At 41.8% G+C, this 19,373-nt stretch carries 14 protein-coding genes and 1 pseudogene; 6 read left to right on the forward strand and 9 right to left on the reverse strand.

From position 1 onward, the window contains the following. The first annotated feature begins 87 nt into the window (after positions 1-87). Positions 88-783, forward strand: coding sequence for a hypothetical protein (locus C2M30_RS02175; RefSeq protein WP_105170516.1), 696 nt, complete (start codon positions 88-90; stop codon positions 781-783). Positions 784-800: 17 nt separating this feature from the next. On the opposite strand, the gene C2M30_RS02180 is transcribed toward C2M30_RS02175, so the two are convergent. Beyond that, complete coding sequence (locus C2M30_RS02180) at positions 801-1,853, reverse strand: aldo/keto reductase (protein WP_105170517.1); 1,053 nt, start codon at positions 1,851-1,853, stop codon at positions 801-803. A gap of 211 nt (positions 1,854-2,064) precedes the next feature. Here C2M30_RS02180 and mrcB point away from each other — a divergent pair, with 211 nt between their 5' ends. Further along, positions 2,065-4,377 carry a penicillin-binding protein 1B gene (gene mrcB / locus C2M30_RS02185; protein ID WP_105170518.1) on the forward strand — a complete coding sequence of 771 codons (2,313 nt, stop codon included), beginning with the start codon at positions 2,065-2,067 and terminating at the stop codon, positions 4,375-4,377. A gap of 28 nt (positions 4,378-4,405) precedes the next feature. On the opposite strand, the gene C2M30_RS02190 is transcribed toward mrcB, so the two are convergent. The 5 genes and pseudogenes from C2M30_RS02190 to C2M30_RS02210 form a co-directional block, all read right to left on the reverse strand. Then, entirely contained in the window at positions 4,406-6,235 is a 1,830-nt protein-coding gene (locus C2M30_RS02190) for a methyl-accepting chemotaxis protein (protein WP_105170519.1), read from the reverse strand. A 124-nt stretch (positions 6,236-6,359) separates the two neighbouring features. Then, a complete protein-coding gene (gene hemL, locus C2M30_RS02195; protein ID WP_105170520.1) occupies positions 6,360-7,640 on the reverse strand; it encodes a glutamate-1-semialdehyde 2,1-aminomutase in 1,281 nt (426 codons plus the stop codon). 18 nt (positions 7,641-7,658) lie between these two features. Next, positions 7,659-8,674: pseudogene (locus C2M30_RS02200) on the reverse strand (aspartate carbamoyltransferase). Between the two features lie 48 nt (positions 8,675-8,722). Then, entirely contained in the window at positions 8,723-9,157 is a 435-nt protein-coding gene (locus C2M30_RS02205; RefSeq protein WP_105170521.1) for a CopD family protein, read from the reverse strand. A 12-nt stretch (positions 9,158-9,169) separates the two neighbouring features. Then, positions 9,170-10,876, reverse strand: coding sequence for a chloride channel protein (locus C2M30_RS02210; RefSeq protein ID WP_010561798.1), 1,707 nt, complete (start codon positions 10,874-10,876; stop codon positions 9,170-9,172). 217 nt (positions 10,877-11,093) lie between these two features. Here C2M30_RS02210 and erpA point away from each other — a divergent pair, with 217 nt between their 5' ends. From erpA to C2M30_RS02230, 4 genes are all read left to right on the forward strand, one after another. Beyond that, complete coding sequence (erpA, locus tag C2M30_RS02215; protein ID WP_010561797.1) at positions 11,094-11,432, forward strand: iron-sulfur cluster insertion protein ErpA; 339 nt, start codon at positions 11,094-11,096, stop codon at positions 11,430-11,432. 271 nt (positions 11,433-11,703) lie between these two features. Continuing rightward, positions 11,704-12,792 (forward strand): efflux RND transporter periplasmic adaptor subunit, encoded by a 1,089-nt coding sequence (locus tag C2M30_RS02220; protein WP_105170522.1) that lies wholly within the window; start codon positions 11,704-11,706, stop codon positions 12,790-12,792. A gap of 11 nt (positions 12,793-12,803) precedes the next feature. Continuing rightward, positions 12,804-15,920 carry an efflux RND transporter permease subunit gene (locus C2M30_RS02225; RefSeq protein ID WP_105170523.1) on the forward strand — a complete coding sequence of 1,039 codons (3,117 nt, stop codon included), beginning with the start codon at positions 12,804-12,806 and terminating at the stop codon, positions 15,918-15,920. A gap of 577 nt (positions 15,921-16,497) precedes the next feature. Then, positions 16,498-16,737: a helix-turn-helix domain-containing protein gene (locus C2M30_RS02230; RefSeq protein WP_010561794.1), complete on the forward strand. Its 240-nt coding sequence runs from the start codon at positions 16,498-16,500 to the stop codon at positions 16,735-16,737. 42 nt (positions 16,738-16,779) lie between these two features. On the opposite strand, the gene C2M30_RS02235 is transcribed toward C2M30_RS02230, so the two are convergent. Genes C2M30_RS02235 through C2M30_RS02245 form a run of 3 tightly spaced genes read right to left on the reverse strand, consistent with a single transcriptional unit; the run spans position 16,780 to position 19,373 of the window. Continuing rightward, positions 16,780-18,135, reverse strand: a complete 1,356-nt coding sequence (locus C2M30_RS02235; protein ID WP_105170524.1) for an AmpG family muropeptide MFS transporter — start codon at positions 18,133-18,135, stop codon at positions 16,780-16,782. A gap of 44 nt (positions 18,136-18,179) precedes the next feature. Further along, entirely contained in the window at positions 18,180-18,800 is a 621-nt protein-coding gene (locus tag C2M30_RS02240) for a peptidylprolyl isomerase (protein ID WP_105170525.1), read from the reverse strand. Positions 18,801-18,812: 12 nt separating this feature from the next. Continuing rightward, positions 18,813-19,373: a YajG family lipoprotein gene (locus tag C2M30_RS02245; RefSeq protein WP_100913928.1), complete on the reverse strand. Its 561-nt coding sequence runs from the start codon at positions 19,371-19,373 to the stop codon at positions 18,813-18,815.

Raw genomic sequence — 19,373 nt, forward strand, 5'->3', positions numbered from 1 at the left:
TCATCAAATTTGTTTAGTTTATTATGGATTTAGATAAACACGCTCTGATATTCTGTTTAGAGTTATAGCTCTATTTAGGGTGGTTATGTGGGTACAATTCAACAGACACAAGATTTTAGTTGGCCAAATAATTGGTTAGATACATCACATATTTCAGCGCTCAAAGATATTTTTACTGCCTGTTTTAACGGCATTTCCAGTGACGAATATTTTGAAAAATACTTCAATTGTAGTGCGGCGTTTAAACGTGTTTTAAGGCTTTATTTTGCTGATGGAAACATTGTTGGTTATTGTTTACTTACGTTTGAACGTGCAAACAAAAAAGTGTTGTTAAGAGCATCCGCTGGCTTTTATCCTGAATTTCGACAAGGTGGTCATACGTTATCGTTTTCTATTCAACAAGCGTTTAAGTATTGGTTAATGCATCCTTGGCAAGATATTTACTATGCCGATACCATGTTAAGCCCTGCGATGTATCGCGCTATTAGTAAGCGCGTTGCAATCACGTATCCTAGCCCACGGCTTTTGCATCATAAACGCGATTTGTTTGATGCATTTAATAAGGCTGGCATTGTTAGCTCACTTACAGGTACCCGTTGTTTAGTGGAAACAGGACGTAGTAGTGCTTACAGTGACGATGACTTAAAGGCGTTTTTTAACAGCGAAAAACGAGAGATTGCATTTTATTGTAAGGCAAACCCGCATTTTGCATCGGGTGTTGCCTTATTTGTGATTATGCCGATTAACTTAAAGCAATTAGTGCACACATTATTTAAGCGGTAGTATGTTAACTGTCCGCGCTAATACGGCAGTGGATATTTACGCCAAATAGCATCTATTTGCGCCATAAAGTCATCTGGTAGGTTAAGTTCAAATGCGGCAATGTTTTCGGCTAGCTGCTGTTGCGTGGTTGCACCAATAATGGTTGAAGTTACACCATCAACTTTATCGCACCATGCTAGTGCAAGTTGGCTTGGTGTAATCCCTAATTTCGCCGCAAGCTGACAATATTCAGCAACCGCCTGCTGTGCAGTTTCGGTATTTCTAAATAACCCATTGCGCTGCATTAATGTCCAGCGACTGCCTTGTGGTCTGGCATCGTTTAGATATTTTCCACTTAACATTCCGGTTGCTAGCGGCGACCAAGGTAAATAGGCAATTTCTTCATGTACACAGTGCTCTATTAAATAAGGCCAATCTTTAGCGTGCAGTAAATTGAATTCATTTTGAATAGACACTGGGCGAGGCAAGTTATGCGCCTTGGCTAATTCAATAAACGTATGAATACCCCAAGTCGTATCATCTGAAAGGCCATAGTGGCGAATCTTACCTGCTTTAATGCAGTGATCTAGTCCTTGTAAGATATCTAACATTTGCGTTTTATGAGCTTTAGTATCAACGTTTGTAAAACTAATTTGGTTCGGTCTATGTTTTGCAAAATGCGGAGAAGTGCGGTTAGGCCAATGTAGTTGGTAAACATCAATGGTGTCGATTTGTAGGCGTTTTAATGACGCATCAACCGCATTGATTACCGCTTGCCCAGTGATGTCTGAAGCATTTCTGATCCAAGGCAGGCCATTGCCTGCTATCTTTGTTGCAACTACCCAGTCATCGCGCTTTTGTTTATTTTTGGCAAAGTAGTTACCAATAATTTCTTCTGTTTTACCGTAGGTTTCGGGTGTTGGCGGTACAGCGTACATTTCGGCTGTATCCATAAAGTTGATACCGTGCTCGGCGGCTAACTCAATTTGTTGATTGGCATCAAGTTGATTGTTTTGCACACCCCAGGTCATGGTGCCTAAACAAATACGTGAAACATCAATGTTTGAACTTCCTAATTTTGCGTATTTCATAGCGAACCTTCTGGTCTTAAAATTATTAGATTTAGTGAAAATATGACGTTGCGATTTGATGCTTTTTTATGAGAACAATACTCAGCCGTGCTGATTTAAAATACAAACAACAACATCAGGCAATTATAATGGGGGTTTTAATAGGTATTGGCAATGAAATGCGATACAAAAATCGGTATGATAAACAGGATTTTTCTCAATTCTAAGTGCAATGACAGATAAAAAGAAAACGCCAAAAGCGGCAACGAAAAAGACAACTACAACGCGTAAGCCGCGCGCTAAAAAAGCCACTCAAGCTAAAACCAAACCGAGCAAATTAAAACGTTTTTCAATGCTTGCGTTAAAGCTAGGTGCTGGTTTATTGGTTGCACTCGCACTTTATTTAATCTACTTAGATAGCAAAATTAGCCATAAATTTGAGGGTAATAAGTGGCAGTTACCAGCGCAAATTTATGCCCGCGCAATGACCTTCTATCCCGGCCAATACTTATCAAAAGATGAAGTTGTATGGGAACTCCAACGCCTTAATTATTCTGAAGTTAATCGCATCAATAATACCGGTCAATACGTTATTAAAGGCAATACTATTCGTATTTATCGTCGTGCTTTTGAATTTTATGATGGGGCAGAACAGCAAGTTGGGTTCGATTTAGTGTTTGGCCCGAAAAAGCTTGCTGCAATTAAAGATGAGCAAGGGGCAAATTTATCAATGGCGCGCTTAGAGCCATTACAGCTGGCGCGCCTTGCCAACGAAAGCAAGCAAGACCGCGAATTTGTGCCACTTAGTCATATTCCGCAAGTGGTACAAGATACCTTGCTGTTGGTAGAAGACCGCAATTTTTACGAGCACCATGGGGTATCAGTTTGGTCTATTGTACGTGCCTTGGTGGCAAATATTCGCGCAGGTCGCACAGTGCAAGGGGGCAGTACTTTAACTCAGCAGTTAGCGAAAAACTTTTATTTAACCCGAGATCGCACCCTAACACGTAAAATCAATGAAGCATTAATTGCGCTGATTTTAGATTTTAGATACAGCAAAGACGAAATTTTAGAAGCGTACTTAAACGAAGTGTATTTAGGTCAGTCACGCTCGCAAGGCGTACACGGCTTTGGTTTAGCCAGTGAGTTTTATTTTGGTAAACCGCTGAATGAAATTGAATACGACCAAGTTGCGCTATTAGTGGCGATGGTTAAGGGGCCAAGTTTCTATAATCCAAGGCGTTTTAAAGAGCGCACAATGGAAAGACGCGACTTGGTGCTGCGCTTAATGGTTGAGAATGGGTTAATTTCGACTAAGAGCTATAAACTGGCGTTAGCACGCGATATCAAAATAGAACCACTATCACGCTTTGATATTAATCAGCACCCGGGCTATATGGACTTGGTTCGCCGCGAGCTGAAAACAATTTTAAATTCAAAAGATACAATTGACGCAGGTGTACGCGTATTTACTTATTTCGATTTACAAAAACAAGCAGCGATGGAAAAGTCGTTTGAAACTGGGTTGCCATATTTAGAGCGTTTAAAATCGACTTCTAAACTTGAGGCGGCAATGTTGTCGGTTAATGTAAAATACGGCGGTGTGTCTGCCTTGGTAGGTGCACGCGATAGCGATTTTAATGGCTTTAACCGAGCGCTCGATACCAAACGTAATATCGGTTCATTGGTTAAGCCAGCCATTTATATGACGGCATTTGAATCAGGTAAATACACCTTAGGTAGCTTAGTTGATGACGAGCCAATGGAGATTAGCGATGAAGCCGGACACACTTGGTCTCCGTCTAATTTCGACCAAAAATTCCGCGGTAAAATGCCGCTTTATCAAGCTTTTAGTAAAAGTATTAATATGCCAGCTGTGGCGGTTGGGCTAGATTTAGGTTTACCTGCTGTAACTGAGTCAATTAAGCGACTAGGGGTTGATGAGTCAATTAATCAGTACCCGTCACTGCTGTTAGGTGCACAAGAACTCGCGCCGATTGATGTTGCGCAAATGTATTCAACCATTGCCTTTGATGGTGATTATCGCAAGTTAACGTCAGTGGCGGCAATTACCAATGCTGTGGGCGAACTTATTTATCAGCATAACAGTACGCCTGAAACGCGCTTTTCTCCAGCGACTAGTTATATGACTAAATACGCAATGCAAAAGGTTACACGTGAAGGCACCGCGAAACGCTTAAAATTACACTTCCCAACCATTCAGTTAGCAGGTAAAACGGGCTCAACCAACAACTTACGTGATAGTTGGTTTGCTGGTTTTGACCAAAATACAGTAACCGTTACTTGGGTTGGTCGAGATGATAATAAACCGACTAAGTTAACTGGCAGCGTTGGTGCCTTAGAGCTTTATATTCGCTATTTGCGACAGTTAAACCCAGAGTCAATCGCGACACCTAGACCACCGTCAATTAAATGGGCATTTGTTAATACACAAACGGGCAGACAAGCTCCGCCAGGATGTGGCACTGTGCTTAAATTGCCAATACCAGCAGAGTTATTTAATTCACGACCGCGCTGTCACTAGCGCGTATCGTGATGTTCGAACAATAAGCTTACAGCTTAAATTGGCCAAGAGACTGTTTTAGCTTATTGGCGATTTGCAGAATATGATTCGCTTCAGAAGCGGTGCTTTGTGCGGAGCTTAAACTGTGTTGTGCAAGCTGGCTAATTTCATCGCTGTGCGCAACAACATTTAATGTGCTACTGGTCTGTAAACTGGCTTGCTCCATAATTGCAGCGCCAGAGCGGTCAATTGATTGCATATCGTGTTCTGCGTTAGCCAAAATATCCCGAGTTTGATTGGCTTGTTCAACGCCTTGCTCCATTTTATCTACACTGTTTTGCATTTTCTGTTGAGTATCTTTTGCAGCCACCTGCAAAGTGCTGACAATGGTGTGAATTTCTTGCGTTTGTTGTTGAGTGCGTGCTGCTAGTGTTCTTACTTCATCAGCTACCACAGCAAACCCTCTACCTTGTTCTCCTGCACGCGCAGCTTCAATTGCGGCATTGAGTGCAAGTAAGTTAGTTTGGTCGGCAATTTCACTGATGGCGACACTTACGTTACTAATGTTTTGTGTGTCTTCTGCAAGCTTATTGAGCGCAGCTTGGCTCTGTTTAAAATCAAGCTGTAGTTCAGCCATATGTTGGCTTAAATTAAGTGTATTTTGACTGCCTTGTTGTACGTGTGTACTGGCTTCTTTTGCTAAGGTTTGCGCATCGGTTGCTTGTTGCTCAACCGCTTGTGCTGAGCTGCTCATTTCACTTAGTTGACTCGAAATTTCAGCAATTTTTTGCTCTTGTTGTATTGCATCTTGGCGGCTTGCGTCACTTGCATCTGCAAGCAGGGAAGTTGCTTGATTAAGTTCAAGTGCGGCGTGTTGAGATTGTTCTACAAGCTCAGCAAACTGCTTTAACATAAAATTAATTTGATGGCCGATAGCGGCTAACTCGTCGTCACTTTCAAGGTTTACTTTGATATTTAGTGAGCCATTGGCTGCTTCGTTTACGGTGTTAGATAAACGCGATAGCGTGCGTATCACAGCAAAATAAAAACCAGTCACCAAGTAAAGCGCGATTACCGTAAACAGAATTGATGCAATTAGCACGCTGTTACGAATAAACTGAGCGTTTGCCATTTGTTGGCGTACTTTTTGAGTTAGGTGTGGCAGCAAGGTGTCTGTAAAGCGTTCTAAGCTTTCGATTGTTTTATTATTTAGCTGAGAAAACTGCGTGCGTGATAAAGCGATTGAATCGGGGTCGAGCACTTGCTGTTTTATGGTTCTTTGATAGTTTAGCAAGGCGCTTTTGGTATCGAGCACGACGCTTTGTAGCGCGGTTTCTGTTGGTTTATGATGCGTCATCGCAACCATTAGTTTGTTTTCAAGATTATTGACTGAACTCGGTAGCGCTTTATTTTGGTTAGATAGCTGGATAAAAGTATCAGGTGTAAAACTGCCGCTATTTATTACTGTGTCTGTGGCCTCTTTTACCGCATAAAAATTGGCAACGAGCAGCGGAAAATCATCCACTATGGCGCGATTTAAATAATTGCTCGCCAAATCGTTATCGGTTGCTAGTTGGCTTTTTATCGATATTTTATTGAGAGAGTCTAACGCATTACTAGCTGAAACATTAAAGTCATTGGCGGCAACCTGATTTAAGTTGTTGTCGACAACCGCTTGTAGCAAAGGCTTGTAATTTTTTAGTCCTGAGAGTTCCCGTTGGTGCTGTGTAATTTGGTGGTTAAGCTGCACGTTTAAAAAAATTAAGCTGATTGCTAAGGGAATTAGTAACACACATACCACGACGATGATCTTTTTAGAGTAATTTAGCTTTGCCATTAAGGTAACGGCGGGAAGAATAAAGGCATTGGGCTTTGGCATAAACTCTGATCCTGTTAAGTGATACAGTGGTACAAGTTTATAAGAAGAACGAGTTTTTGCCTTTTTTCGTTCAAAAAAAACCACGCAAGTGCGTGGTTTTATAAATTAAATCTAACTTATTTGCTTAAAGCTTAGCGAAAGCGCGCTCTGCAGCTGCAATGGTTGCTTCAATTTCATCATCACCGTGTGCAGTTGAAACAAAGCCAGCCTCAAATGCACTTGGCGCGAGATAAACACCTTCATCAAGCATTAAGTGGAAGAACTTTTTAAAGCGCTCTAAATCACATTCTGTTGCTTGCTGGTAAGTAGTTACTGTTTCTTCAGATGTGAAGAAGAAACCATACATGCCGCCAGCGTAGTTTGTGGTAAGTTCAATACCTGCTTTTTCAGCAGCAGCTTTAAAGCCTTCACAAATACGCTTACTTTTCGCTTCAAGTTCGTCATGAAGACCGTCAACATCCAGTAATTCAAGGGCTTTTAAGCCTGCCGCCATGGCAATTGGGTTACCTGAAAGAGTACCTGCTTGATAAACCGGACCTACTGGTGCGATGTAATCCATGATTTCAGTTTTACCACCAAATGCACCTACCGGCATACCGCCGCCGATTACCTTACCTAAACAGGTTAGATCGGGTGTAATATTGTAATACGCCTGCGCACCGCCTTTTGCAACGCGGAAACCAGTCATTACTTCATCAAAAATCAGTACTGATTTATATTCGTCACACACTGCGCGTAAACCTTCTAAGAAGCCGGCAACTGGTGGAATACAGTTCATATTACCTGCAACAGGTTCAACGATAATACACGCAATATCATCACCAAATTTAGCAAAAATTTCTTTTACTTCATCAAGTTTGTTAAACGATACAGTCAGTGTGTGTTTAGCAAAGTCTTCAGGAATACCCGGTGAATTTGGCACGCCCATAGTCAGAGCGCCAGAACCCGCTTTTACTAGTAGTGAATCAGCGTGACCGTGGTAACAGCCTTCAAACTTTAAGATTTTATCTTTGCCGGTAAAACCGCGTGCTAAACGAATTGCACTCATAGTTGCTTCAGTACCTGAGCTTACCATGCGCACTTTTTCGATTGATGGCACAAGCGCTTTTACTTTTTCGGCCATTAAAATTTCAGTTTCTGTTGGTGCGCCGTAGCTTAAACCGTTCTCAACAGCGTCAAGCACTGCCTGTTTAATCGCACTGTGGTTGTGACCTAAAATCATAGGGCCCCAAGAGCCAACATAGTCAATGTACTTGTTATTGTCGGCGTCATAAGTAAATGCGCCTTCGGCTTTAGTAATAAAGCGCGGTGTGCCACCAACACCGTTAAATGCACGAACCGGTGAGTTTACACCACCTGGGATAGACGCCTGCGCTCTATCAAATAAGTCTTGGCTAATTGTCATAATTTGTTCCAAATAAGATTAGGTATTTTGTTTACGGCTGAACCATGGCACTTCGGTTTCATATTTGTCGACGAGACCGTCAACACCTAGCGTTAATGCAAATAGCGCCATACGCACCAGTACACCATTTTGTACTTGGCGGAAAATGCTAGGTTATCATTACTGTTTAAGTCGTTATCAAGCTCATTTGCATCACCACGGCTGTCGCGCGGTAGTGGATGCATGAGTACAGAGTTTGGTTTGCAGTGGGCATCGTAAATTGCTTGGCTAATACGGAAGCCACCACGATACTTATTTGCTTCTTCTTGCGATGGGAAGCGCTCTTCTTGAATGCGTGTTTGATACACGATATCGGCTGCAAGATTACCTTCCATTTGGTTGACGATTTCAACTTGGTGACCTGCATTAGTTACGGTATCAACAATGTAGTCAGGCATTTGCAAGCCATCTGGCGCGACAAGTGAAAATTTTACGTCTTTATAATGGCACAGTAGTTTTGATAGCGAATGCACTGTACGGCCATATTTTAAATCACCGACAAGGGCAATGTGCATGCCGTCAATATTGCGGTCAAAGCGCGCAAGTTCTTTATCAATTGTTAGTAGGTCAAGTAGCGCTTGTGTTGGGTGTTCGTTTGGACCGTCACCACCATTAAGTACTGGTACTGTCGAACCATTAGCAAATTCGGCAACCGAGTGTGCTTCTGGATGACGCATTGCAACGGCATCTGCGTATGATGAAATTACACGAGCGGTATCATACAGAGATTCACCTTTAGCAAGTGCCGAAGTTTGCATGCCGGTTGTTTCACGAACAAGGCCGCCAAGCAAGTTAAACGCAGTACCAAAGCTTACGCGGGTGCGCGTACTTGGTTCGAAAAATAAGTTTGCAAGAATAGCACCTTCAAGTACTTTAGTGCGTTTTTGCTTCTTTGCGTACGGCTCCATTTTCTTTGCAACATTAAAAATGGTTTCAATCGCATCGCGGTTTAACTCATTTACAGACAGAACATGCTGGCCAACAAAGTTTGACATGATAAAGATCCTGAACAGTTATTTTCGGGCGCTAATATAGCAGATTTTTTATAAACTTGGCTTCATTACCGCTAAGATAACAATCGCAAGCAGTACTAAAACAGGTAATTCATTGAATATGCGATAAAACTTATCGCTTCGTTGGTTTCTATCGTGCTTAAAATCGGCCAGTAGTTTAAAGCAGTAGCCGTGGTAAATATAAAGCAAAATGACCAGCACTAATTTGTAATGCAGCCACATGCTGGCGCGGAGCCACTCTCGGCCATACATTACAATTAAAGTGATACCAAAAACGCCCGTTAAAATAGCAAATGGCGTAACGAAAAAGAGTAAACGGCGCTCCATGATTTTTAGCATAGCACTGTTACTGCGCTCTTCGGTAAGGGCGTGATAAACAAATAAACGGGGTAGGTAAAAAATGCCTGCAAACCAAGCAACCATAAAAAAGATGTGAAGCGCTTTTATCAGTAATAGGGTGTTCATTATTGTTATATCCTAAAGCAATGCGTTGCGGATCATTAAAATTTGGCGAATGTCATCCCAGCGGATAATGCCTAAAATATCATTGTCTTTGAGTTGATCATATACGTAAATAACCCCTGAGCGATTATCGCGTAAAATCTCAAATGCATCACCAAGGGTTGCTTGGCTGGTAACACCTTGCATTTCGATATAACGGATTGACACGCTTTCTTCGGCGGTAAGGTTTAAGTCGTACTCAGCAAGGCGATAGCCGTTTTCATCATCAAAAACAATGAGCGGGGTTTGTGCGTCTGCTGCATCAAGAGACTCAGCGATAAGCGATTTATCATCGCTGTAAAGTAAGTTGAATTTATCGCTCATTTCCTCAATAACCCCGACTTTTTGCAGTGCTTCTACGGCAGGGGAAACCTGATATTTAAGCCCTTGAAAGTCCAGTTGTTGTAAGAAAATGGAACGGTTGCCAAAGCCTTGGAGCGCGGTTAAATACGCAGACACAATTACTAACATAGCTGGCACAATAATGCTGTGGCTAGCGGTTAGTTCCATTACTGTCATCAGTGCTGCTAGTGGCGCATTGAGCGTTGCCGCAAGTAAACCGGCCATACCAAGTACCGCGTAAGTACCTGTAATGTTTACTTCAGGGCTAATAAATGCAGCAAAGTAGCTCATTAATGAGCCTAAAATAACGCCAAGTCCAATAACTGGGCCAATGATCCCGCCAGGAATACCTAAGCCCAAGGCAAATAAGGTTGCTAATAATTTAGCGATTAAAATGGTGGTCAGTAACTGAACCTGCTCGGGGGAACTCACAGCAATATCTATGGCGCTCATACCTGAACCCATGGCTTGCGGTACTAAGTAACCAATAGCACCGGTAATAATGCCTGCCAAAATAAGACGAGGAAACATATTTACCGATTTAAAGGTGCGAATTATCAACATCAGGTTTTTGTTAAAACCATAGGCAACCGCACCGAGCACAATGCCACAGACCACTAAATAGGGGTAATGCCAAGGTGGTATCGATACCACTTGAATTAGCGCCAGTTCTGAATCGGAGCCAAAAACAAATTGCGTGGTGATAGCACCTGTTACCGATGCCAGAATAACCGGTACGAAAATATGCACTTTGTACTCTCTCAGTACCACTTCCATGACAAAAATAACCGCTGCGAGCGGGGTGTTAAATGATGCCGAAATACCCGCAGCTACACCGCATCCCGTCAACGTACGCATGGCATTAAAAGGCAAATGCAAATAACTGGCAATGACACTGGCACCTGCTGCACCCATGTGTACTGATGGGCCTTCTCGTCCCACTGAAAAGCCGCTAATAAGTGCAATTGCCCCGCCAACGAATTGGTTTACGGCATTCCATATAGGCATTTGGCCATAGTTTTGTTTAATGCGGTGAATAACGTAGGGAATACCGAGGCGATAATGCTTAAAGCCTGTTAGGTAAGCAAAAGTAGCAATAAATACCGCGGCGAGAATAGGTAGTATTAATCTTTCAGTTTCAGGAAGTTGAGTGAAGTTATCGTATTCGCTGACAAAGCCGCTTTGGCCAATTAATACCACTAAGCGAAACATAATAATCAACATGGCGGCAACTAAGCCCGCTAGCACACCTAGTAACGCTAATTGAATACTCGATTTTGGACGAGCAACGACCCTTCGTAAGGCCGCCAAATTATCGGTTACTTTTTGGCTAAATGTCATGCGATTGTTATCGGTAATTCAGAGGGTTAATTATGACGTAATTATAACAGCATAATAGCAATAAAAAATAAGTTAATTTGTATAGCGAGTAATGATCTAAAGCAATAAATGCGTTAGATACTTCGTTACTTTAATATCACCAAAGGGAATAGCGCTAAACTTGATTAAATTGGTCAGGTATTAGATAATTCGACTATTCATATAAATGGGTCGAAGTATGTCTGATCAACTACCAATTAAATTTAGCGAAAATGCTGCAAATAAAGTAAAGCAGCTTATCGAGGAAGAAGAAAACCCAGCATTAAAATTACGTGTTTACGTAACGGGCGGTGGGTGTTCAGGTTTCCAATATGGTTTTACATTTGATGAGAAAACCAATCCGGGCGATTTAGAAATCGAGAAAAGCGGTGTAACTCTAGTAGTTGACCCAATGAGTCTTCAATACCTAGTTGATGGCGAAGTAGACTATACCGAAGGTCTAGAGGGTTCACGTTTCTTCGTAAACAACCCAAATGCAACAACAACCTGTGGTTGTGGCGCATCATTTAGTGTTTAACTAAATAGACAAATAGTAAAATTTAAAATGCCACTTTATGTGGCATTTTTTGTGCCTGAATTGGATGGTGTTTTATTGTTGCTTCTTGACTTAGCATACTAGGTCTATAAAGCAATGCCGCGATTAAACAGCTTTGGACTTGAACAGAATTTAGAGCACAAAGAACAACACGCTCGAGTGCAGAGTGTTACATTTTTTAACTTACATATATTGTTGAGAAGTATTATCATCAAATAAGGAAATATCTGCCACATCAGTTCCGGAGACAGGAATGCACCTATTTAACAAGCTACGCACTCAGCTAAACGAAAAGCCTTATATCATCGCTATTTTTATTACGGTTTTTATTATCTTATGGATGATGTCAGGTGGCTCAAATGCCAATGAGCAAAGCACCTCAGAATCCCAGCAGCGTATTGCTAAAGTTAAAGTAGAGACCTTGCATGCCAAGCCAATTAACCGCTCATTGCAACTTTATGGTCGCACCGAACCAAATAAGGTTGCCCGTGTTGCCGCTCGTCAAGAAGGCGAAGTAATAGAGATTCTTGTCAAAGAAGGTCAGTTTGTTGAGCAAGGTACGGTTATTCTTAAACTTGATAAGTCCGATTTAGATTCACAAATTACCGCTGCAAAAGCATTGCTTGAACAAAGCGAAGTAGAGTACCAAGGAGCACTCAAACTAAAGCAAAAAGGCCTTAATGACCAATCTGCATTAGCGCGTGCAAAGGCAAGTTTAGAGCAGGCTAAAGCGAGTCTTGCAAATCTTGAGCTATCGCTTAAACGAACAGAAATTAAAGCACCGTTTTCTGGTGTAATTAATCAGCGCCTTGTTGAGTTAGGTGATTACTTAGGACGTGGCGACCCAATTTTAGAGTTGGCTGATTTAAACCCGCTTGTAGTACGCGCCGATGTAACGCAAAAAGAAGTGATGGGATTAAGTGTAGGACAAAGTGTATCGGGTTTATTTATTAACAATAAAACCTACAGCGGAAAAATTCGTTATATCGCTTCCGTTGCTGATGAGGGTACTAACACATTTAAAATTGAAGCGGCATTTGATAACCCAAATATGCAGTATCGTGCGGGCTTTTCTACCCAGCTTGATATTACTTATGATGAAGTAAACGCGATTCATTTAAGCCCAGCATTTATGGCGCTTGATGAAGACGGCAATATTGGTGTTAAAACGGTTGATAACAATAACCGCGTGGTGTTTTCGCCAATTGATGTTGTGAAGTCAGAAGCCTCTGGCGTGTGGATGGCCGGACTTGGCGAAAGCGCAAATGTGATTACCTTAGGTCAAGGTTTTGTGCGAATTGGCGATACGGTTGAACCTGTGTTTGCCAATGAGCAAGAGTAGAGGTCTGCACAATGCGCACATTAATTGATGCTTCACTCAGTCGCACTCGTACCGTTTTATCAATATTCATTTTATTGATTATTTCGGGCTGGGTGACCTACCAAAATATTCCCAAAGAAGCGAATCCCGATGTCACCATTCCATTTATCTATGTATCGATAGTCCATGATGGCATTTCGCCAGAGGATGCTGAGCGTTTGCTGGTGCGTCCAATGGAAATTGAACTGCGCGCTATCGAAGGGGTAAAGGAGATGACGGCGGTTGCCAGTGAAGGCCACGCATCTGTTACGCTTGAGTTTTTCGCAGGCTCTGATCCAAAAGAAGCGCTTGCTGATGTGCGCGACAAGGTATCGCTTGCAAAAGCAAAGCTGCCGTCGGAAACCGAAGAACCAGAAGTACACGAAGTATTGATGGAAGATCAGCAACCAACAATTACCTTAACGCTATCGGGCGATATTCCTGAACGCGGCTTATTAACGCTCGCACGTAATCTAAAAGATGAGTTGGAATCAATCTCAAATGTGTTAGAGGTCGAAATCGGCGGCGAGCGCGAAGACATGGTTGAGATTGTTGTCGACCCACTTTTAATGGAATCGTATGGTCTTGACCAAAATGATATCTATAGCTTACTCACCAATAATAACCGCTTAGTGGCAGCGGGCACACTGGATACGGGTAAGGGCCGTTTTGCGGTAAAAATTCCATCTGTTTTTGAAACTATTCAAGATGTTATGGAACAACCGGTAAAAGTATCGGGTGATAAAGTTGTACGCTTTATGGATGTAGCGCAAATTAGACGCTCTTATAAAGATCCAAATTCGATTGCTCGCATAAATGGCCAACAAGCGGTATCGCTCGAAGTTAAAAAGCGTGCTGGTGAAAACATTATTGATACGGTTGATCAAGTCAAAGCCAAAGTGGAAGAAAGCAAAGCAATTTGGCCAAATCATATCAAGGTCACTTATACCGGTGATATGAGTAAAGACGTAAAAGACATGCTGTCTGACTTACAAAATAATGTGCTTTCTGCTGTGCTTTTAGTCGTTATTGTGATTATCGCGATTTTAGGCACGCGCTCCGCGTTTTTAGTGGGAGTGGCCATTCCAGGCTCATTCCTCACCGGTATTTTAGTGATTGCGATATTCGGTTTAACAGTCAACATTGTTGTGCTGTTTGCCTTGATTATGGCGGTAGGTATGTTGGTAGATGGCGCCATTGTTGTAAGTGAATTTGCCGACCGTATGATGAGTGAAGGTATGCCGCGTAAAAAAGCCTATGCGGTTGCCGCTAAGCGCATGGCATGGCCGATTATTGCATCAACAGCCACTACTTTAGCGGCTTTTGCGCCACTGATTTTTTGGCCGGGCATGATGGGTGAATTTATGAAGTATTTACCGATTACCTTAATTGCCACACTCTCTGCGTCATTAGTAATGGCGCTGGTATTTGTGCCAACAATTGGTAGTTTAATTGGTAAAGTTCGCCCGTTGACAGATGAGCAAAAGCAAAACCTATTGGTAGCGGAAGAAGGTAACCTAACACAATTAAAAGGCGCAACAGGGCGTTATGTTCGTTTACTTGACCGTGCGATTAAGCGCCCTTTACTAAGCTTGTTTGCCGCTATTGGTTTTTCTGTTTTAGTATTTATTAGTTATGGCATGTCAGGACTTGGCGTTGAGTTCTTTCCTGATGTAGAGCCAAATGGCATTAACTTAAAGGTGCGCAGTTACGGTGATTTGTCGATTTATGAAAAAGACCAAATCATGAAAGATATTGAAGCGCGTATCTTAACGGTTGAGGGCATAAAAACCCTGTATTCTCGCTCCGGTGGCAAAGATATTGTCGGATCACTGCGTATGAACTTAAAAGACTGGGATAAACGACGTCCGGCAGATCAAATTATTGAAGAAGTGCTTGGTAATACTTCAGATATGGCTGGTGTGGAAATTGAAATCCGCAAAGATGAAAATGGTCCCGGCGGCGGCAAAGATTTATCAATTGAACTCAGTTCTAAGTTCCCAAATGTATTAAATGAAGAAGCTCGCCGCATTCGTAACACGATAGAAAACGACGGCGCTTTTGTTAATGTGGACGATTCCGCCTCAAAACCAGGTATTGAATGGCAACTCAAACTAAACCGTGCAGATGCCGCGCGTTTCGGTGCAGACGCAACCATGCTTGGCGCTAACGTGCAAATGGTAACTAACGGTTTGAAATTAGGTGAATATCGCCCTGATGATGTCGATGATGAAATTGATATTCGTGTACGTTTTCCAGCAGATAAACGTGATTTAGGCCGATTAGAAACGCTGCGCGTAAAAACCCAGCATGGCCAAGTGCCAATTACTCACTTTATTGAGCGTAAAGCGGTACAAAAAGTAGATACCATTAATCGTGTTGATAGCCACCGAGTAGTTACGGTGAATGCTGATGTTAAAGTAGGTCAACAATTAGGTAAGGCGCTACCGCGTCTACAAGCGCAACTTGAAGCGCAAGGGCTAGACCCCCGCGTGAAGCTAAAAGTGCGTGGTGAAAATGAAGAGCAAGATGAATCTATGGTGTTCTTAGAAAAAGCCTTCTTAGTGGCACTTTTTGTGATGGGTATTATCTTAGTTACCCAATTTAATAGTTTCTATCAAGCAATGCTGATTTTAAGTGCAGTGCTGTTTTCAACAGTGGGTGTATTCTTAGGCTTGATTATCTTGCAACAGCCATTTGGCATTGTGATGTCAGGTATCGGTGTTATTTCATTAGCAGGAATAGTGGTTAACAATAATATTGTATTGATTGATACCTATAATGTTCTGCGCAGACAAGGTATGGACCAACACGAGGCGATTTTGCGAACCGGTGCTCAGCGCCTAAGACCTGTGCTGTTAACAACCGTTACTACGATACTGGGCTTAATGCCTATGGTACTGCAAATTAATATCGACTTGTTTAACCGCGAAATAGCGTTTGGTGCACCGTCAACGCAATGGTGGGTGCAATTAGCAACGGCTGTGGCCGGAGGCCTTGCCTTTGCAACTGTGCTTACCTTAGTACTGACTCCGTGTTTATTAGCACTTAGAAAAAAGCCGATGCAATATCAAGATGCCGAGATTGTAGAGCACAAACTGGCAAGTTAGCTTAAGTTAAAAATAAAAAGAGCATCAATTGATGCTCTTTTTTATGCTAGTTTGTTTTCGTCAGGTGCAGCATTAGGGTAAAAAACGCCAAAATAACGCAGCTAACACCGAGAATATAAAAAAATCCTTTCTTCCCTTGTTTTAATGGGATGTTGTTTACCTTAAGAAAGTAAAACCACGCAAAGCACAGTAAAACTGGCAGTAAAAAAAACAATCTAATCATAAAGATGAATACTTATTTATTGTTTTATTAGGTTATAGCAAAACGCGGAAATCTGCCACAATTGAAAATATTGACTATATTTTAGCTAGTCACTTTGACCGATAGACGAAAATATTAGTACTAAATTTTTATGCACTTTTAATAATTACTTATACTGGATCAATCTAATTCCTGCATTTGGTCGCTATAATTTGTAGATTAACCGCAAAATTTGTAGGGCATTTACTCAAAGTAGGTAGAATGTGCTAACTAAAATTTTATGCTAGGTATTGTGTATTCTTACCAATATTCTCAGTGTGGTTTAAGTGGGTTGATAGAATAGAGCATTTCCAATCATCAATAGGAGAAGTAATTATGATGGGGAAAACAGTTGCGTCGGAAGAAAATTCGCGTTTAACACAATGGCTTAAAGTAAAACGCCAAGAGAAAGGCCACACTATGCGCAGCCTTGCACAGGTGCTTGGAACACCGCATTCATTTGTTGGCAAAATTGAAAACCAAGAACGTCGTTTAGATGTTGTTGAATTTATTCGTTACTGCCAAGCGCTTGAAATAGATCCAATTGAAGGCTTAACGCTATTAAAAAGTGAATAAACATTCACTTTATTTTAAGTAATTTAATGATGCATGGATGCACTACTGCTTGCTATGAAAGCTTGTTTCCAATGCCATTAGGCGCTTCCTAATTAAAAATAAGAAAATTAACGACGGTATTACCATTAGTGCTGTTAGTAAGAAAAACAGCGCCCAATTCCCATTTAAGTAGTCAATTAAATACCCTGACGACCCTGATAAAAACGTTCTTCCCAAATTTCCTAGCGATGCAAGTAACGCATAATGTGTAGCGCTAAAGGCGCGGTCACATAACATTGAGATAAATGCCACCATGGCGACTAACGACCATGCTTGAGTAAAGCCATCTACCAAAATGGCCATGGCGTATAGGCTCTCTTTTGGTCCTACCAAAGCGATAACTGAAAACATTAAGTTAGAAGCTGCCATTGCAATACCGCTAATAAATAAGCCTTTTACAATACCGTAGCGTGAATTAAATAAGCTGCCGAGAAAGGCAAATACAATGGTAATTAAGCCGGTACCAAGTTTAGAGTAGGTGGCAATTTGTGAATTACTAAAGCCAATTTCTTTGTAAAAGACAATCGACATTCTTCCTAAAAAAGCTTCACCAATTTTAAACAGAAATATAAAGGCCAATAGCGCGAGTGCTGTTTTTACACCGTTCCGATTAAAGAAAGCTTTAAATGGCTCGGCAATTGTCACCCAAAGCCAAGCGCCAATGCGTTTTAAAAATGATGCGTCCGTTTGAATAAACTCAGCTTCAAGCGCTTTATGAACATATTCGCGATTGGAATCGGGCTCTTTCGCAAAAAATACACCTAGCATCAGGGCCAACATTATCAGTGCCAACACAAAGTAAACATGCGTCCATTGCCAGTCGGGTAGATCAGCCATGTAAAAAGGCACAGCGCCTAATAACGCATAGCCTGTCCACCAACCTGACGTTGCCATCGTCGCGGCGGCCGTTGTTTTATGGGTCTCGTGCTCGTTGAGAGTATCAATACGAAAGGCATCGATAGCGATATCTTGGGTAGCCCCAGCAAGCGCGATAACAAAACAACACAGTGCTACGGTTTGCAATTGGTTTTGAATATCAACTTGGCTTAGCCATAAGGTTGCCAGCAAGATAAATACTTGGCTTAGTAAAATCCAACTGCGCCGTTGCCCCAGTAATTTATGCAGCACAGGGAGCTTTACGCGGTCAACTAAAGGCGACCATAAGAAATTAACGCTGTAGCACACAAAGACGATACCAAAAAGGCCTATCATTGAACGTGATAAGCCTTCGTCTTTCAGCCACGCTGACATTACTGAACCAATCAGTATCCAGGGAAAACCGCTCGCGATGCCAAATGCAAATACATTGATTAAGCGGCGATCTTTAAAATAGCCAAGATACTCTGAAACAGTAACCATAGTTGTCTTATTTTACCTATTATTCTTATTATTGAGCGTTGTATTTACTGTATAGGATCAAGCACTTGTGCTTTTAAAATCACAACAGGTTTCTTTGGTACAAAGCACCAACCCAGTTTGTCGTGGCAGCCGGTTTCAACACGCATTATTTTATCGAGTGTTTCTGAGCCTTCGGTAACATAGCCGAATACAGCAAAGCCCCATTCACGACCAGGGTTTAAATGGTCATTGTCGTTCATATTGAAAAAGAACTGACGTGTGGCTGAATGTGGTTTGCGGTCTTGGTAGGCCATTGCGATAGTGTACATATCGTTTTTTAAGCCATTGCCACTTTCATTTGGAATTGCAGGCCCCATGTATGCGCCGTCGTAATCTTTATCGTAACCGCCACCTTGAATTACAAAGTCACGCTCTTGCTCTGCATCGTGTTCAACGCGGTGAAAAACGGTATCTTCGTAGCCACCATCAACTATGTAACCTAAAAAGTTATTTACCGTAATAGGCGCTTTACGACGGTCTAATTCAACGGTGATATCACCCATGGTGGTGGTGAATTTAACCAAAGGGAAGGCGTTATCTTTTTGTACAAACTCGCCTTTTTTAATCAAATTAGCAGCACTTGAAAAGCTCGTTAGTAGTACGAGTAATGAAATTAAATACTTCATAATATGTTACTCCTAGCGATTAACCGCGTTAACAAATTCTGGGTCTGTCACAATACGTGTGATCATTTCTTCAATTAAGCGATTAACTTGCTGTTCTACTTTTGCTTTATCAAAGCCAAGTGGCGCTTCACTTTGCTTATTGCCTTTATAGCGCTTAGCAAAACGGTGCTCTGTGGTTTCAATCACTACTTCAAGCTCAGCATTAGTAATTGTGGTGTGCTTGTGTAATTGCTGTTTAATCGTGGTATCTAATCGCTGAATATTAACATCGAGCGCTTTACCCATACCGCTATTGTTTGCACCCACTTGGGCTAATGCTTGTTCAATTGCTGGCGTAATTGACTCGGCAAGGTATTTATCGGCAAGCGTTTGGTTACCATCGCTATTTTTAATAGTAACTGTGGTAAAGCTCGCACGGCGGTCATTGACTGACAAGCTTACATCTTGCTGCACCATTTTTTGGTGTGTTTGAGTATAGTTAGGGCTGAATATAAACTTCTGTGACGGTGTGCTGCATCCAGCAAGAAAGCCCAAAGTGAGGGCCAAAACGGTAACTTTATATTTTGCATTCAT

The organism is Pseudoalteromonas sp. T1lg24 (assembly GCF_002964745.1).
Taxonomy (GTDB): domain Bacteria; phylum Pseudomonadota; class Gammaproteobacteria; order Enterobacterales; family Alteromonadaceae; genus Pseudoalteromonas; species Pseudoalteromonas spongiae.

What these genes read in the sequence shown, in the direction of transcription:
- C2M30_RS02180 (WP_105170517.1), bottom strand. Translation starts at nt 1,853, where the DNA reads ATGAAATACGCAAAATTAGGAAGTTCAAACATTGATGTTTCACGTATT.
- mrcB (WP_105170518.1), top strand. Translation starts at nt 2,065, where the DNA reads ATGACAGATAAAAAGAAAACGCCAAAAGCGGCAACGAAAAAGACAACT.
- C2M30_RS02190 (WP_105170519.1), bottom strand. Translation starts at nt 6,235, where the DNA reads ATGCCAAAGCCCAATGCCTTTATTCTTCCCGCCGTTACCTTAATGGCA.
- hemL (WP_105170520.1), bottom strand. Translation starts at nt 7,640, where the DNA reads ATGACAATTAGCCAAGACTTATTTGATAGAGCGCAGGCGTCTATCCCA.
- C2M30_RS02205 (WP_105170521.1), bottom strand. Translation starts at nt 9,157, where the DNA reads ATGAACACCCTATTACTGATAAAAGCGCTTCACATCTTTTTTATGGTT.
- C2M30_RS02210 (WP_010561798.1), bottom strand. Translation starts at nt 10,876, where the DNA reads ATGACATTTAGCCAAAAAGTAACCGATAATTTGGCGGCCTTACGAAGG.
- erpA (WP_010561797.1), top strand. Translation starts at nt 11,094, where the DNA reads ATGTCTGATCAACTACCAATTAAATTTAGCGAAAATGCTGCAAATAAA.
- C2M30_RS02220 (WP_105170522.1), top strand. Translation starts at nt 11,704, where the DNA reads ATGCACCTATTTAACAAGCTACGCACTCAGCTAAACGAAAAGCCTTAT.
- C2M30_RS02225 (WP_105170523.1), top strand. Translation starts at nt 12,804, where the DNA reads ATGCGCACATTAATTGATGCTTCACTCAGTCGCACTCGTACCGTTTTA.
- C2M30_RS02230 (WP_010561794.1), top strand. Translation starts at nt 16,498, where the DNA reads ATGATGGGGAAAACAGTTGCGTCGGAAGAAAATTCGCGTTTAACACAA.
- C2M30_RS02235 (WP_105170524.1), bottom strand. Translation starts at nt 18,135, where the DNA reads ATGGTTACTGTTTCAGAGTATCTTGGCTATTTTAAAGATCGCCGCTTA.
- C2M30_RS02240 (WP_105170525.1), bottom strand. Translation starts at nt 18,800, where the DNA reads ATGAAGTATTTAATTTCATTACTCGTACTACTAACGAGCTTTTCAAGT.
- C2M30_RS02245 (WP_100913928.1), bottom strand. Translation starts at nt 19,373, where the DNA reads ATGAATGCAAAATATAAAGTTACCGTTTTGGCCCTCACTTTGGGCTTT.